Below are 15,219 nucleotides of genomic sequence, written 5' to 3' on the forward strand. Positions count from 1 at the left end.
GTCCTGTCCTCGGGCCCTGTGAACGTCTTAGCGCTGGAGCCGCGACACTCGGGTTAATCTCTCCCCGTTTTCATACCGCACGACACAACCCCATGGCGAAGCGTTCCCTGGCCAGCCTCAGCGGCACCGATCTCAGCGGCAAACGCGTTCTCGTGCGGGTTGATTTCAATGTGCCCCTCAACGATGCCGGTGCGATCACCGACGACACCCGCATCCGTGCCGCCCTTCCCACGATCAAGGATCTGATCGACAAAGGGGCCAAGGTGATCCTTTCCGCTCACTTCGGTCGCCCCAAGGGTCAAGTGAATGAGGGCATGCGTCTCACTCCCGTGGCCGCCCGGCTGGGCGAGCTGCTGGGCAAGCCGGTGGTGAAGACCGACAGCTGCATCGGCCCGGATGCCGAGGCCAAGGTGGCCGCCATGGCCAACGGCGACGTGGTGCTGCTGGAGAACGTGCGCTTCTTCGCTGAAGAAGAAAAGAACGACGACGGTTTCGCTGAAAAGCTGGCTGGCCTGGCCGATGTGTATGTGAACGACGCCTTCGGCGCCGCCCACCGCGCCCACGCCTCCACAGAAGGGGTCACCAAGTTCCTGAAGCCCTCCGTCGCCGGTTTCCTGATGGAGAAGGAGTTGCAATACCTGCAGGGTGCGGTGGATGAGCCCAAGCGCCCCCTGGCGGCGATCGTGGGCGGCTCCAAGGTGAGCTCCAAGATCGGCGTGCTCGAAGCCCTGATCGACAAGTGCGACAAGGTGCTGATCGGCGGCGGCATGATCTTCACCTTCTACAAGGCCCGCGGTCTTGCGGTGGGCAAGAGCCTGGTGGAAGAGGACAAGCTGGAGCTGGCCAAGGAGCTGGAGGCCAAGGCCAAGGCCAAGGGCGTGCAACTGCTCCTGCCCACCGATGTGGTGCTCGCCGACAACTTCGCCCCCGATGCCAACAGCCAGGTGACTGCGATTGATGCCATTCCCGAAGGCTGGATGGGCCTCGACATCGGCCCCGACTCCGTGAAGGTGTTCCAGGAGGCACTGGCCGACTGCCAGACCGTGATCTGGAACGGCCCCATGGGCGTGTTCGAGTTCGATAAGTTCGCCGCCGGCACCAACGCCATCGCCACCACCCTGGCGGATCTGAGCGGCAAGGGCTGCTGCACCATCATCGGTGGCGGCGACTCGGTGGCCGCGGTGGAAAAGGCTGGCCTGGCCGACAAGATGTCGCACATCTCCACCGGTGGTGGTGCCAGCCTCGAGCTGCTCGAAGGGAAGGTGCTGCCCGGCGTCGCCGCCCTCGATGAGGCTGTTTGATCTGATCAGCTGCTCGACCTGATCAGCCTTTGCGCGGGCCGTTCCCCCAGGGTCGGCCCTGCCGCTCCGGCATCGGCGGTAAGCTGAGCTTGCTCCGTTCCGCGTTCATCACCTCACGGCCCTGCGCCTGCAGGGCACGCCAGGCCTGACGCTGCTCCTGTTTGCAACCTCGATACGCCTCAAGCGTGGTTGCTCCCTGCAGGCAGCTCTGGCCTTGGCGCAGCATGGCCAGGCGTTGGTCGTAGCTCCGCAGTTCCCAGGCGCGTCGCGTCTGGAACAACTGCTGTTTCTGGCTGTCGGTGAGGCTGGCCTCGGGCCCGCGACCGCCCACGCGACGGCCCGGCTCCGGATCCGCCAAAGAAAGACCGGGCTGGATCGCGGCGGCAGCAAGCGCGGCACAGGGAATCAACAGGGCACGTTGCCAACGCAATGGGAGGGCCATGGGATTCGGGTCGATGGACTCCGTCATGCTGCGCCGGTTGCGGCGGCAGGATCTGACTGGAATGGCCGCAAACGATGACCGGATCTGACCTGACCTCCCCGGCGCCACTCGCCTTCGTTGGCCTCGGTGCCCTCGGCCTGCCGATGGCGATCAACCTGCATCGCGCCGGCTATCCCCTGCGGCTGCACACGCGCAGCCGGGAGGCAGAGCGCCATCCCGACCTGGCGGGAGCCCTGCCCTGCGCCTCACCAGCCGCCGCCGCAACAGACTGCCGGGCCCTGGTGCTTTGCGTCAGCGATGACGCGGCGGTCGAGGCGGTGTTGTGGGGAGCCGGCGGAGCCGGCAGCACCCTGCCCGCGGGGAGCCTGGTGATCGACTGCTCCACGATCAAACCCGACACGGCCCAAGCGATGGCCCAGAGGCTGGCCGAACGGGACGTGCGCTACCTCGATGCCCCGGTCACCGGCGGCACGGAAGGGGCTCGAGCCGGCAGCCTCACCGTGCTCTGTGGCGGCGCCGAGGCCGACCTCGAGCGGGCACGGCCGCTGCTCGAGGTGCTGTGCAGCGCGATTCACCACTTCGGCGCGGTGGGCGCAGGCCAGCAGGTGAAAGCGATCAATCAGGTGCTGGTGGCCGGTAGTTATGCCGCCGTCGCCGAAGCGGTCGCCCTCGGCCAGCACCTGCGGCTGCCGATGGAGCAGGTGGTGGCGGCACTCCGCCACGGCGCTGCCGGCTCCTGGGCGCTGACTCACCGAGCCGGCGCGATGCTTGCGGATCACTATCCCCTCGGTTTCAAACTGGCCCTGCATCACAAAGACCTGGCCATTGCCCTAGAAGCCGCGGCCGGCGTTGGACTCGAGCTTCCGATCAGCCAGCGGGTGCAGGCCATGGAGGCGGCCCTGATGGCGGACGGGTGGGGCGAGGCGGATGTGTCCGCCCTGCGCCGCAGCCTGCCCCAGCCCCCCGACAACGAGGTCAGAGCCTGAGCTGGCTCTTGTCACTCACCACGCGCACCCGCTTGGTGACCGTAATCACGCCTTCCGGATGCACCACCAGAGCCGCCCAGGTCTGACTGCCGGGCTGATACGGCGCCTTCACGGATTTGAACAGGCCGCCACCACCGAGGGGCTCGAGCTGAATGTCGGGGCTCTGCTGCGCGGCCACCTGCTCCGGGGTCAGACCGATCAAGCCACCGGCGAGCATGGCGTCGCCCAGCGGTTGCTCCAACACCACGTCGACGTCGTAACGACTGCCGGTGAGCACCGCATCCGGGATCAGGAGGCTCACGGGGAAGGGCTGGCTGGCGCTGGAGAGCACCGACTCTTCCTGCAGCACCTCCTGCCCGGTGATCCGACCGCCCGCCACCGTGAGGGCGAGCTGCTGACTCGCCTGCAGCGTGAAGCGCTGGCCATCCAGTTCACGGCTGGCGCTCACCGCGAGCGCCAGGGTCTGACGCCCATCCGCCATCGGCTGACCCGCCTTCAGGCTCCAGCGCGCATCGGGGAAATCCGCGGCGAAACGACGGAAACGACGGCCGATCAACTCTTGCTGATCCGGGGCCAACAGGGCATCAAGACCGTTCTGGTCGGGGGCGTTGAGGGCCTGCTGCAGGCGCGTCACCAGCCCCGAAGCGGTGGCATTGGCGGTGGCGTTGCTGGCCTCAGCGGCGCGGCCGGGCAGGGCAGCGGCGATCCCAGAGGCAGACACCAGAAGGGCCGACAAGGCGGCAAGGGCGGAGCGACGCACGCGGCTGGATCTCTTCGGCACTGCCCTTAAGTTAAGGCGCCTTTCGCAAGCCGCCCGTTGCCATGTCTCGGCTTCTGATCGCTGCCAGCGGCACCGGCGGCCATCTGTTTCCAGCCCTGGCGGTGGCCGAAGCACTTCCAGAGAGCTGGAGCGTGCGCTGGCTGGGCGTGCCCGACCGGCTGGAGACCCGCCTGGTGCCAGAACGCTACGGGCTGGTGACCGTGCAGGCCGGTGGACTGCAGGGGCGGGGCCTGCGCAAGCTGCTGCAGCTGGTGAAGCTGATCGCCGCCGCTGGTGCCGTGCGCCGCCTGATCCGACGCGAGCGGCGCACGGTGGTGTTCACCACCGGGGGCTACATCGCCGCACCGGCGATCCTGGCGGCGCGCTGGTGCGGCATTCCGGTGGTGCTGCATGAATCCAATGCCATTCCCGGTCGGGTGACCCGCTTGCTGGGGCGCTTTTGCCAGCAGGTGGCGGTGGGCCTTCCGGCGGCAGCGGCGCGGATCCCGGGCTGCAAGGCCCTGGTCACCGGAACGCCGGTGCGACGCGAGTTTCTGGAAGCGCAGGCGCTGCCCGACTGGGCACCCCATGGCGATGGCCCGCTCCTGGTGGTGATGGGCGGCAGCCAGGGCGCCGTGGGCCTGAACCGCATGGTGCGCGCCATGCTGCCCGACCTGCTCACCGCCGGTTGCCGGGTGGTGCATCTCAGTGGCAGCCAGGACCCCGAAGCCGGCAGCCTCAACCACCCGGCGCTGGTGGAACGCCCCTTCAGCGACGAGATCCCCGGGTTGCTGCAACACGCCGATCTGGTGATCAGCCGTGCCGGCGCCGGCAGCCTCAGTGAACTGTCGGTGTGCCGCACCCCCACCGTGCTGGTGCCCTTCCCCCAGGCGGCGGATCAGCACCAGGACGCCAATGCCGCCTGCGCCGCCGCTCTGGGCGCTGCGGTGATCGTGCACCAACACCAACCGGAGCACTCCACCCTGCGCACCACCCTCTGGCGCCTGCTCGGCCCACGCCTGCGGGGCTGCGATCCAGCAGCGGATCCACTGCTGCAGCTTGCTGAGGGGATGGAACGGCTGGCGGTGCGCGATGCCGAGCAGCGGCTGGTGGAAGTGCTACAAGATCAGCTGCTCTGAAGTCCGGCTATCGGCGGTTTCACACACCCAGCTCCTGGCGCAGCGCCCGCACGATGCGGCGATTGCCGCGCCGACTCTGCAGGCCGATGCGCAACCAGCGCTCGCCCAATCCATCGAAGGAGCGGCAATCACGCAGCAGCACACCACGGCGGGCCACCCGTTCGCGCAACTCCAGTAAAGAACGTTCTCCCTCCAGCAGCAGATAGTTGGCGTGGGAGGGGCGAGGGTCCAGGCCTGGCAGCTGCTGGAGCTGGGCCCGCATCCAGGCCCCTTCCTGCTGCACCCAGCGCTGCACGCGGGCCTGCCAACGGCGTAACCCCTGGGCATCGGCCATCACCGCCGTACCGGCGGCCAACGCCAGACCGTTCACCGGCCAGGGATCACGCCAGGCACTCCAACGCTGCAAACGCTCCGGCGCAGCGATCGCATAGCCCAAACGCAAGCCGGCGATCGCAAACAACTTGGTGAGGCTGCGGATCACCACCAGGTTGGGGTGCTGGGCCACCAGCGGAATCAGCGACTGAGATTCGCCCTGGGGCAGCAGGGGCAGAAAGGCTTCATCGCAGATCACCAGGGCATGCCGCGCCAGCAGGGGCTGCAGCGAGTCGCGGCTCCAGAGCTGCCCGGTGGGGTTGTGGGGATTGGTGATCCACACCGCCGAGGCGCGCTCCAGAGACTTCGATCCAATCGGAAACGGATGGGGATCGATCGGATCAGGCCAGACGAGCGGCAGCGACACAGGCACGCTGGTGGCATCCCAGCAGTGCAGGGCGCGGGCGTAATCGGCGAAGCCCGGCTGGGGCAAGGCACTCACACCGGCAGCGGCGGCATCACGCGCAGCCCAGGTGAACAGTTCAGCGGCGCCATTGCCGGGCAGAACCGCCTCGGGCATGACGCTGTGCCAGGCAGCGATCGCGTGCCGCAACTCGGCCTGCGAACGGTCGGGATAATCGCGCAGAGCACGTCCGTGCACCGCCTGATGCAGGGCTAAACGCAATGGGCGCGGCGTCGTGAAAGGCACCAGCGAGGCGCTGGCATCCAGGAGCCGCTCAGGCCTTAAACCCAGACGGGCCGCTTCCTGACTGAGGTTGCCGCCATGGCGAGGAACGGTGCTGGGCACGGCAGGACAACGGCAGCGGAAGGGGACCGCCACCATCCTGGACAGGCGAACGCAGTCGACACGACTCTCGGAAGCCGATACAACTCATCTGGTTCATCCCCTGTGCTGTGGTGACGCTGCGTTGCAGCCTCGTTGGTTTGGCCATGGCCATGGGAGCGGTCATCGCTGAGCAAGCACCGCTCAAAGCAGAAGACGCTGCAGACCTCATCCGACTGCTACAGAGTCGTCAGTGCCCCAACTGTCGATTAGCGGATGCGGATCTTGTGCACGCAAATCTGCGTGATGCAGATCTCAAAGGCGCCCGATTACAACGCGCCAACCTTGGACAGGCTCGACTGGATGGTGCGGATCTGAGCGGTGCGGATCTCAGCTTCACAAGTCTGCGGGGTGCCTCACTACGGGGCGCCAATCTATTGGGGGCCAAGATTTATGGAACAGATCTGCGGGACGCCGACCTCGCAGGTGCCACGCTGGACAATGATGCACTTGAAGAAGCGCACTGGCAGGGAGCCAAAGCAATTGCGACTGAAGCACGCAGCCATGCGGCCCTACACAATGCAGGCGTTGAGGCTGCGCAGAATGGCCGTTGGCCTGAAGCAGAACACTTGTTCAGCGAAGCCATCATGCGTCAGCCGAAAGAACCGTTGAGCTGGGTCGCGAGGGGGATCGCGCGCAGCGAACAAGCGAAGGATGATCTGGCAGCGAGCGATTTTCGCTATGCAGGGTCGCTGTTTCAATCCAAAGGCAACTCAGCACTCTCTGATCAGTTACGGCAGGCCGCCGACACTGTTCAGAAACGTCGCACCCAAACCAATAAACAACCACCGGGCAATGGCTGGGGCGGACACATTCTGAGCGGGATGACCGCCGCAGCCCAGGTTCTGGCACCACTGGCCATCAAAGCGTTTGTGCCGATGGGCCTGGGCTTCTAAACACTGACAATCCGTCAAAGATTGCCCTGCAGTAACTGACGCGCGGCAGGCAACGATGGTTGATAGCCGTAACCATAAGAGCCGCCATCTCGATCATCAATGATTCGTGGCGTGACAAGAATCACCAGTTCACGCTTCTGCCGCTGGCCATCACTACCCCTGAAAAACTGACCGACCAAAGGAAGATCACCGAGGATGGGCCACTTCCGCACCCGCTGAAGATCCGAATCTGAAATCACACCCGTGAGGATCAATGTCTGTCCATCGCGAACACGGAGACTGCCCGTATCAAGCCGACGCACGCTCAAAATCGTGACATTTCCGCATCCAGACACACTTTGCTGCTGGTCCGTGGGAGCAGCGATGGACGGCGAGAGCGTAAATGTGACGAAACCATTGTCATCAATCTTGGACACTCTCGCCCCAAATGTCAGGCCCGCAGTGCCAAATTCGGGCTGACAGGAATTGGGTGCACCATTCTGACCAGCCTGAACCGTATAGCTAATGATTTCCTGCGTGCCCACCGTGATGAAGGACTCATTCGCCCTTGGCCGTCCGATTGTTGCCGCATTAAAGGCAGAATCAGCCCCAGAAACAGACACTTCGGCTCCACCGGAGATTTCCGAAGGATTTTCACTCAAAATTAACGTTGGCGATGCTAGTGTTTTCGTACTACTAGAGGTAATCATCGCCCTAACAAAATCAAAGAAATTATCTTTTGGATAAACAGTCCCAGGATTGATTCGCGCCGGGGCGATCGGATCGAGAACCGTGTCAGCGACCTGAGCATTTTCACCGGAAGCCGTAACACGCTCCGGCTTACCACTCTGAGCCTCCCCAGAGATCGTGTCAAAATTATTGTTATTTGGCGGCAGCAAATTACCAAACGCGCCAACAAGCTCACCCCTGTCACTCACAATAAAATTATTACCATAGCGAAAAGCAAAGCTATTATTAATAGCAGCGTCATTATCCAGCGTGACATCCAATATTCGCACCGAAAGAGCAACCTGTCGCTGCCTGAGATCAATCTGCTTGAGATAACTTTCTGCCACTGCAACAAGATTGGAGTCACCCACAAGGGTGATGGTCTGCAAGCGCGAGTCGGTCGTGCCGCTCAAGCCACGCAGGGGCCCAACAGAGGCGCCATAGGTCTCGATATTGGTCAACTGAGACGTCGTCGCAGTGCTGGCAGCGGTGTTATTGGCAGGTGTGCCGGAGGACGCGGTTTCACTCGATGTGATGCTGGTGGTGTTGACCTTGCTGATCGAAGCACCGAGGCTGGCGAGATAATCAGCAGCCGAAGCAGCACTGGCCTGATTCAGGCGATACACCTTCGACACCTGAGGACCGAAGGTCTTTGCTGAAACAGCCGAACCGACCAGCAGGGTGCGCCCATCCAACTTCCCTTGCAGACCCGATGCCAGCAGAACACCGTTCAAAGCTCTGGCATACGACTCGTTCTGAAAGGCCATCGACACAGGTCGCCCACCACCCCCTGAAGCCCCAGGTGCCGTCGAGGCTCCTGATGCATTCGCGGTGGTCACACCTGGAGAAGCGGCATCATCTCCCAAATACACAAAGCCGTAGCCACCGAGCCTGGCCAGCGCCATCAAGGCATCTTTGGCAGGAGCATTGTTGAGCGTGAGCGTCACCGGAGGGCCGCTCACATTCACATAACTCCGGTTCTGCAACACCATGGTGCCCACCGCCATATCACCAAGTGGGGGGGCGACTGCTCTCGGACGCAGCGGTGGTGCATAACGCGGCTGAGGCAGGCGCCCCGGAGTATTCAGATCCAACCGCCCGGTCTGCAAACTTGGGGGAAGAACCAGACCAGAAAACTGAAGAATCAGGTCCTGACCATCAGCGCTGACGACCGGTTCAGACAGGGGCTGCCCCTCCACGAGCTCTACATTGACGCTGTAGGTGGAACCCGCCCCGGAGAGACTGACCTGAGCCAAGCCCAGGCTGGGATCTGAGATCTGCTGCTGACCATTCCGGACACCGGGGGTACCCCGCGTCTGCAAACGGCCCTGCCACTGGCCAGCCTGGATCCGCTGTTGCAATACGGGCTGCTCTCCAACCCCAGCGATCACGACCTCCACGCCATTGGCCGTGCGCCGCATGGCGAGAGACATCACCCCCTGACTCTGGGCCATCACAGAACGACGACCAAGCCCGCCCAAAAGACACGTAGCGTCGGCGGCCACACAACTGATCAGACAACAGGCAGAGATCAGGCGGGTTGAAATCAAGCGCATACCCAGGCCCGATCAACGCAGAGGCTGGCCGGATGGTATCGATCCGATCCGGCTCCAGCCAGCCCGCTACGACGGCGGTGTCGCGGTCTTTGCCTCGTTGGCCTTCTGGGCCTTGGGCGGCAGGGTGTCGTAGAAGCTCAGACGCAGCTTCAGCTCGGTGAGCACCGGCCCGGTGTCCTCATCAGCCCCTGCGTCGTCGTCCGTGGCGCTTGCCACTCCGTTCAGCTCCAGGTCGCTGGGGCGCACCAGCAGATCCAGCGATTCCATCCGCCGCAGAAACGCCAGCACGTTGGGATAGGAGCCGCGCACCTGGAGCAGCACGCTGGTGATGGTGTAGCCGAGCGCCTCCAGAGGATCGCTCGGCGGCTTCGCCGCCTTCTCCTCTTTGCCCTTGTTGGGCTTCGCGGCGCCTTGAGGGTCAGGAGCCTCGGGCTTGGCGGGCACCGGTTCATAGAGCTCGATCTCCACCCCGGTGGCGCGCGCCGCCCGGCTCAGCTCGGCGAGGAAGGTGCGGATCTGGCCCTGGCCCGCCAACAACTCCACAAGCAGGGCCTGCTGGTCGCGCGCTGCCTGCTCCTGCTGCTCCGCCTTCGCCAGCTGCGTCTCGAGCAGGGGCAGGCTCGACTGCTTGGCGCGCAGGGCCTCCAGCCGCTGATGCTGCTGCTGGAGACTCCCCCAGCGGGGCCAGCCAGCGATCAACAGCAAGGCTGCAGCCAGCAGCCCCCCCACAAGAATCGGCAGCCCGAACAGGAGGCGTTCTCCTGTGAATCGCTGGGCCCAGGCTGGCTGATCCGGGCTGAGATTGGTCACAGGGCAACCCCCGCCTGCTGCAGCAACTGGAAGCGCCGCGCCAGCCCATCGGCCCCAAGGGCCTTCAGCGTGGCCAACGAGGGGCGAGCGGCCGGATCCAGCCCCCAGGTGAGGCTGAAGGTCACCGCTTGCACGGGCCCCCCGTCATCGCCGGAGCGCGTCACCTTCACCACCTTTACCCCATCGGACTCGCTGATCGGCAACGCTGCGAGGGCCAGCACCAGGGCATTGATCCGCTCCAGGGGTCCGGGATCCAGCGACGCCTGCGCTTCACCCGACAGTTCGATCGCATTCCCCTGCACGCGCAGGCTCTGGAGCTGCACCCCCGCGGGGGTCACCCGCCGCAGTTGCTCCAGCAGCGCTGAACCGGAGGGCACCGCCACCAGCTGCTCCGCCAAACGGGTGTTGTTTTTGCGCAGAGCCATCGTGGTCGCGCGCAGGCGACGCAAGCGCGATTCCGCCCGCGTCACCCGCTGCTCCACCGGCATCAGTTGCGCCAGCTGCTGGGCCTGCTGCCCCTCCTGCCAGCCCATCAGGGCGAGCAACAGCAGCGACGCCAGCACCAGGCCGCCGCCCCAGAGGCTGCCCTGCAGCAGCAGAGCCCGCGCGGGCGGCGCCCCGGACCCAGCCCCAACCCCGGCGACCGATGCCGCCAGGCCCAGCTCCCGGCGGCGCTCCTCGAGCAGATCCAACCCCGGTGGCGGCGCCTCCGCCTCCGAGCCCGGGTCGGGGAGCGCCAGGCTCTCGAGCGACGCAAAGCGCGCACCGCCCGCCTCCTCGGCCCAACGACCGCCCAGCCCCCCCTGCAGCTGCTGCCGCGCCTCCGCAGGCGCCGTGATCCAACAGCGCATCGCTGGCGATGACGCACCGGCATGGCGCTCCCAGGCCAGCAGCAGCGCCTCTAGATCGCTGCGCAGGGCATCGGCGGAGGAGAACACCCGCTCCAGCTCCGGCCAGCCATCCCGCAGCACTAGCAACCGCCAGGCGCTGCCCTGCTGGAGCAGCCAGGCCAGATCACCGCTCAATGGCATCCCCTCCGCTTCGCACCGCGCCAGCAAGCCCCGCCGGGCGGCGGGCAACAGCCCGTCCACACGCTCCAGACGAAGATCCGCCGCTTCGATCACAGCCAGCCAAGACTGAAACAGCAGCCGCTCCGCTCCCACCAGCAGCTGCGACCCCGACGGCAGGCCAGACGACTCCAAAGCCAGCACCAGCTCAGGCAAAGGAAGCGACCAACCCAGATCCGGTTGGAGGCTGCGCAGGGCTTCAGTGCTGATCGGGGCCTGAGCGTCAGGGGGCACCACCAGGCGCCAATGGCAGCACTGCAGCGGCAGCAACAGCACCAGGTCCACCACCGGAGGCGGCAGCCCGTTCTCCAGCAGCCAATCGGCGAGGAAATCCGCCAGAGCATCGCGCTGCAGGGGCAAACCGTCCCGGCACACGTCCTCCGGCAACGGCACACACCGCTGCTCCCACACGCGTCCCTGGCACCAGGCCAGGGTCAGCTGCGCATCGTTGGGAGCGAGCCACACGGTCTGGCGCCGGGCGAGGGCACGCCAGGCGAGCATCGACCGCTCCAGGGCCGGGAACCGTTCGCGCAGTGCCGCCAGCTCCAAAGGTGTGTGGCATACCGCCGCTGCCGGAAGGGTATCGACTATTGCCAGGGCACGCCGCTGCCCACCGCATCGCGGAGATGGCGAAAGCCATGGCGGTCGAGCTGTTGCAACAGACCCTCCAGAATTCTCGGAACGAGATCAGGGCCTTCAAAAATCCAGCCCGTGTAGAGCTGAATCAGGGAAGCGCCGGCGGTGATCCGTTCCCAGGCCGACTCAGGAGACTCAATCCCTCCCACCCCGATCAGGGGCAGGGAAGGGCCGGCGGTGGCCCGCAGGCGCCGTATCACCTCCAGGGCGCGAGGACGCAGGGGTGCACCGCTGAGTCCACCGGCCTCCTCCGCCAGAGTGCGGCCGGTCTGGGCCAGGCGCCGCTGCTCCAGCCCGAGCCGATCCAGGCTGGTGTTGACGGCGATCACCCCAGCCAGACCCTCCTCGTAGGCGAGGCGGGCGATGCCATCGATCGCGTCATCCTCCAGATCCGGCGCGATCTTCACCAGCAGGGGCGGACAGGCCGGCAGGCGACGCAGGCGCTCCACCAGACGACGCAGCTGGGCGGAATCCTGCAGCTCCCGCAGGCCGGGGGTGTTGGGGGAGCTGACATTGATCACGGCATAGTCGGCCAGGGGAGCGAGCAGCTCCAGCGAAGAGGCGTAATCGTCGGGGGCCTGCTCCAGCGACGTGACCTTGGACTTGCCCAGATTGATGCCCAGAACAGCCGGCCGCTGTCCGGGAGGAGGCAGGGCCTGCCGCTCCAGGGTGCGGCGCATCGCTTCGGCACCGTTGTTGTTGAAGCCCATCCGGTTCAGGGCGGCCCGTTCCGCCGCCAAACGGAACAGACGCGGCCTGGGGTTACCCGGCTGACCATGCCAGGTGACCGTTCCCACCTCGGCGAAACCGAACCCGAAGCGATCCCACACGCCGGCAGCGACGCCGTTCTTATCGAAACCGGCCGCCAGACCTACCGGGTTGGCAAAACGACAGCCAAACAACACCTGCTCCAAGCGGAGATCACGACGATTCAGTTCGCCGGCCACCCCCTGCAGCACCGTCGACACCCCGGGCCACTGGCGCCTGAGGCTGGCCTGACCCAGAGCCAACAGGGCCGAGCGACTCAATTGCTCCGCATCCAGCCCCTCATCGCGGGCCAACACCGGACCGAGCCAGCGGCGGTAAAAGCTCCCGGTGGAGAACGGCTCGGCCATCAGCCCGCCCAGTCAGTGCAACTCTGATCCTGCCGTGCCACGGGAGAAGGCGACAGCGATCTGGTCGACGCGATCGTTATCGGGATCCCCACTGTGCCCTTTGACGTAACGCAAGGGCACATCCGCCAAGCGGGCGCTGTCGAGTGCCTTCCACAGGTCTTGATTGAGCACGGGTTTGCCTGCCGCCGTCTTCCAACCCTTGCGTTTCCAACCAGCCATCCAAGACCCAAGGCCATCAATCAGGTATTTGCTGTCGGTGCGCAGAGTCAGATCGGGGTGCCTGGGGAGATCCTTCAGCCGTTCCAGGGCCGCAAGCGCGGCCTGCAGTTCCATCCGGTTGTTGGTGGTAGCCGGATCGAAGCCGCCGAACTCCTCGACGCTGCCATCCTCAAACCGAATCAGAACACCCCAGCCGCCGGGGCCCGGATTGCCACTGCAGGCCCCATCCGTGGCCACGGCCACGACCCGACCGCGGCCATCAGCATCGGAGCGCTCAGCCATTGGTCACCTCGGGGCATGTTCGATACAACACGGTGACGTCCCCGCCAAGGAGAACACCGCCATGTCGCGAACCTACCCTGGAAGCCTGGCGGCGGGCCTGCTGCTGAGCCTCACGGGCCTGCCCCTGCTGGCAGCCGGCCTGTTCGACAGCCAACCCCTCGACGAGGAGCGGTTTGCCGTGCTGGCCCAGGCCGTGGGGAGCAACAGCTGGAAGTTGCTGGTGCTGGAGCAGATCAAAGCGCGACCGCTCTGCTGGGAGGATCGGGCCGATGGCCTCGTGAAGCCTTCACTGAACGACTTCGACTTCACAGGCATCTGCAGCCGCTATCTCGACAGCAACGGCTATTCCCTGCGCGCCGGTGGTGAAGACATGGACCGCAGCTTCCGGCTGCGGCTCCAGCAGGATCGCGACGATCTGGTGCTGATGGCGATTGATCCGGATCAGGGCGTGCCGATCCCGGTGGCCCGCGCCAACCGTCCGCGTCGCGACCGGAACGCCTTCGTGAAACTGAACCTGGATCCAGGCTGGAGCCTGGAGCGACGGGCCTACCAAGGGCGCACCCTCAGCCATGTCTATTTCGCCCACCAGAACTCCACCCCCCAACTGCTGGCCAAGGCGCGGGGCGGCGAACCGCCCCAACGCTTCCGAGGCCTGGGGCTACCGCCGACACCCAGCGGGCCGCAACTGGCGTCCCGCGGCGGCCGCCTGCAAGGTCAGGGACCGATCCGGCTGGAGGTGATCCCCTACCGCCCCTGAGGGCAGGGACAGTTCCAGGAGCGCCCCTGAAGGAGCACATCCACCGATTCACGACCTTAATTTTGTGATGTGAGGAGTGCCGAGCGCCTCTTCAGGGTCGAAACAAGGACAGACTCCTGCAAAGCGTTCCACTCAAGACTTCGCCTTTGGCGGGGTCTTTTTTATTGGACGGGTTACCGCCGCGACAGCAGAGACGACGCCCCATCAAAAAAGCCGGCCCCTGGGGGCCGGCCTAGTGCTTGCAACAGCAGGAGCCTCAGCCCCTGACGATCACTTGAGGGTGACCTTGCCGCCGGCCTCTTCGATGGCCTTCTTGAGGGCTTCAGCCTCATCCTTCGACACACCTTCCTTGATGGCCTTAGGAGCGGCTTCCACCATGGCTTTCGCATCGCCGAGGCCGAGGCCGGTGGCTTCGCGAACAGCCTTGAGGACCTTGATCTTGGCGGAAGCTTCGAAGCTTTCCAGCACAACATCGAATTCGGTCTTTTCTTCAGCAGCTTCAGCACCACCGCCAGCAGCGGCGCCAGGAGCGGCCATCACCACACCAGCGGATGCGGCAGCAGACACACCGAAAGCCTCCTCGATCTGCTTGACAAGCTCAGAGGCTTCCAGCAGGGAGAGAGATTTCAGTGATTCGAGAATTTCGTCGGTTTTTGCAGACATGGTTGGGAATCAGCAACAGATCAAATAAACAGTCGGGTCGAAGACGATCAGCTGTCGCCGGATTCGGCGTGCTGCTTGAGCGCCCGAGCGAGACCGGAGGGAACCTCGTTGATGCCAACAGCCACCTTGGTGGCCACTGCATTGATGGCACCGGCAATCTGGGCCATGAGCACTTCCTTGGAGGGAAGGTCACCGATGGCTTTGATCTCGTCCTGAGAGAGAAGCTTGCCTTCGAAAAGGCCGCCCTTGGTCTCGGATTTCTTGGTGTCCTTCTGGAAAGCCTGAACGGCTTTCACGGCACCACCCACATCGCCCTTCACCAGGACGAAGGCGTTGGTGCCGGTCAGCAGGGAGTCGAGGTTTGACCATGCACTGTCACCATCAATGGCACGACGCATCAAGGTGTTTTTGGTCACCTTGCACACACCGTTGCTGGCCTGCAGACGCGTCCGCAGATCAGACATCTCTTTGATGGAAAGGCCCTGATAATCCAGAACCAGTGCCATTTCGGCCTCGCCGAGGAGCTGCTTGAGCTCTTCGACGATCTGTTGCTTGCTCTCCAGCGTGCGGCCCATAGGAATTGGATCGGATCGAGGGGAACAAGCTGGGCACGCGGCCGATCAACACCCCTGTGAGAGAGCGGAGGCCGCGTGTCGATCCAATCCCGTCAGGGAAAAACCGTCGCGTCTGCCTCGGCAGGACTTATGGCGTTCAACTCTTGATTCA

The 15,219-nt window shown here is 64.9% G+C and carries 14 protein-coding genes and 1 pseudogene; 5 read left to right on the plus strand and 10 right to left on the minus strand.

Annotation, left to right across the window (positions count from 1 at the left end; genetic code table 11):
* The first annotated feature begins 92 nt into the window (after positions 1 to 92).
* Complete coding sequence (gene pgk, locus SynWH8101_RS13045) at positions 93 to 1,301, plus strand: phosphoglycerate kinase (protein ID WP_130130118.1); 1,209 nt, start codon at positions 93 to 95, stop codon at positions 1,299 to 1,301.
* A 22-nt stretch (positions 1,302 to 1,323) separates the two neighbouring features.
* Here pgk and SynWH8101_RS13050 read toward each other — a convergent pair whose 3' ends face one another.
* Positions 1,324 to 1,770, minus strand: coding sequence for a hypothetical protein (locus SynWH8101_RS13050; RefSeq protein WP_130130119.1), 447 nt, complete (start codon positions 1,768 to 1,770; stop codon positions 1,324 to 1,326).
* A 47-nt stretch (positions 1,771 to 1,817) separates the two neighbouring features.
* Here SynWH8101_RS13050 and SynWH8101_RS13055 point away from each other — a divergent pair, with 47 nt between their 5' ends.
* A complete protein-coding gene (locus SynWH8101_RS13055; protein ID WP_130130120.1) occupies positions 1,818 to 2,729 on the plus strand; it encodes an NAD(P)-dependent oxidoreductase in 912 nt (303 codons plus the stop codon).
* On the opposite strand, the gene SynWH8101_RS13060 is transcribed toward SynWH8101_RS13055, so the two are convergent.
* On the minus strand, positions 2,719 to 3,489 hold the full coding sequence (locus SynWH8101_RS13060) for a nuclear transport factor 2 family protein (protein ID WP_130130121.1): 771 nt from the start codon (positions 3,487 to 3,489) through the stop codon (positions 2,719 to 2,721). The genes SynWH8101_RS13055 and SynWH8101_RS13060 overlap by 11 nt on opposite strands.
* Before the next feature lie 62 nt (positions 3,490 to 3,551).
* Between SynWH8101_RS13060 and murG the strand changes: the two genes are divergently transcribed.
* Positions 3,552 to 4,628, plus strand: a complete 1,077-nt coding sequence (gene murG, locus SynWH8101_RS13065; protein WP_130130122.1) for an undecaprenyldiphospho-muramoylpentapeptide beta-N-acetylglucosaminyltransferase — start codon at positions 3,552 to 3,554, stop codon at positions 4,626 to 4,628.
* Positions 4,629 to 4,647: 19 nt separating this feature from the next.
* On the opposite strand, the gene SynWH8101_RS13070 is transcribed toward murG, so the two are convergent.
* Complete coding sequence (locus tag SynWH8101_RS13070; protein ID WP_254427978.1) at positions 4,648 to 5,748, minus strand: histidinol-phosphate transaminase; 1,101 nt, start codon at positions 5,746 to 5,748, stop codon at positions 4,648 to 4,650.
* Between the two features lie 149 nt (positions 5,749 to 5,897).
* On the opposite strand from SynWH8101_RS13070, the gene SynWH8101_RS13075 reads away from it, so the two are divergent.
* Positions 5,898 to 6,680, plus strand: coding sequence for a pentapeptide repeat-containing protein (locus SynWH8101_RS13075; RefSeq protein ID WP_254427979.1), 783 nt, complete (start codon positions 5,898 to 5,900; stop codon positions 6,678 to 6,680).
* A 14-nt stretch (positions 6,681 to 6,694) separates the two neighbouring features.
* Here SynWH8101_RS13075 and SynWH8101_RS13080 read toward each other — a convergent pair whose 3' ends face one another.
* The 5 genes and pseudogenes from SynWH8101_RS13080 to rnhA form a co-directional block, all read right to left on the minus strand.
* Positions 6,695 to 8,944, minus strand: a complete 2,250-nt coding sequence (locus SynWH8101_RS13080) for a type II secretion system protein GspD (RefSeq protein ID WP_130130125.1) — start codon at positions 8,942 to 8,944, stop codon at positions 6,695 to 6,697.
* Between the two features lie 66 nt (positions 8,945 to 9,010).
* Complete coding sequence (locus tag SynWH8101_RS13085; protein ID WP_130130126.1) at positions 9,011 to 9,754, minus strand: hypothetical protein; 744 nt, start codon at positions 9,752 to 9,754, stop codon at positions 9,011 to 9,013.
* Positions 9,751 to 11,370 (minus strand): PilN domain-containing protein, encoded by a 1,620-nt coding sequence (locus SynWH8101_RS14470; RefSeq protein ID WP_254427980.1) that lies wholly within the window; start codon positions 11,368 to 11,370, stop codon positions 9,751 to 9,753. Before SynWH8101_RS14470 ends, SynWH8101_RS13085 begins: the two co-directional genes overlap by 4 nt.
* Positions 11,371 to 11,408: 38 nt before the next feature.
* Positions 11,409 to 12,572: a quinone-dependent dihydroorotate dehydrogenase gene (locus SynWH8101_RS13095; protein WP_130130127.1), complete on the minus strand. Its 1,164-nt coding sequence runs from the start codon at positions 12,570 to 12,572 to the stop codon at positions 11,409 to 11,411.
* 30 nt (positions 12,573 to 12,602) lie between these two features.
* Positions 12,603 to 13,073, minus strand: a pseudogene (gene rnhA, locus SynWH8101_RS13100) (ribonuclease HI); the annotation flags it as partial.
* A gap of 61 nt (positions 13,074 to 13,134) precedes the next feature.
* On the opposite strand from rnhA, the gene SynWH8101_RS13105 reads away from it, so the two are divergent.
* Complete coding sequence (locus SynWH8101_RS13105; RefSeq protein WP_130130129.1) at positions 13,135 to 13,830, plus strand: DUF3747 domain-containing protein; 696 nt, start codon at positions 13,135 to 13,137, stop codon at positions 13,828 to 13,830.
* A gap of 270 nt (positions 13,831 to 14,100) precedes the next feature.
* On the opposite strand, the gene rplL is transcribed toward SynWH8101_RS13105, so the two are convergent.
* On the minus strand, positions 14,101 to 14,493 hold the full coding sequence (gene rplL, locus SynWH8101_RS13110) for a 50S ribosomal protein L7/L12 (protein WP_130130130.1): 393 nt from the start codon (positions 14,491 to 14,493) through the stop codon (positions 14,101 to 14,103).
* Between the two features lie 47 nt (positions 14,494 to 14,540).
* Entirely contained in the window at positions 14,541 to 15,068 is a 528-nt protein-coding gene (rplJ, locus tag SynWH8101_RS13115; protein WP_130130131.1) for a 50S ribosomal protein L10, read from the minus strand.
* Between the last annotated feature and the right edge of the window lie 151 nt (positions 15,069 to 15,219).

Origin of the sequence: Synechococcus sp. WH 8101 (genome assembly GCF_004209775.1) — a bacterium.
In the GTDB taxonomy this organism is placed as follows: Bacteria; Cyanobacteriota; Cyanobacteriia; order PCC-6307; family Cyanobiaceae; genus Synechococcus_C.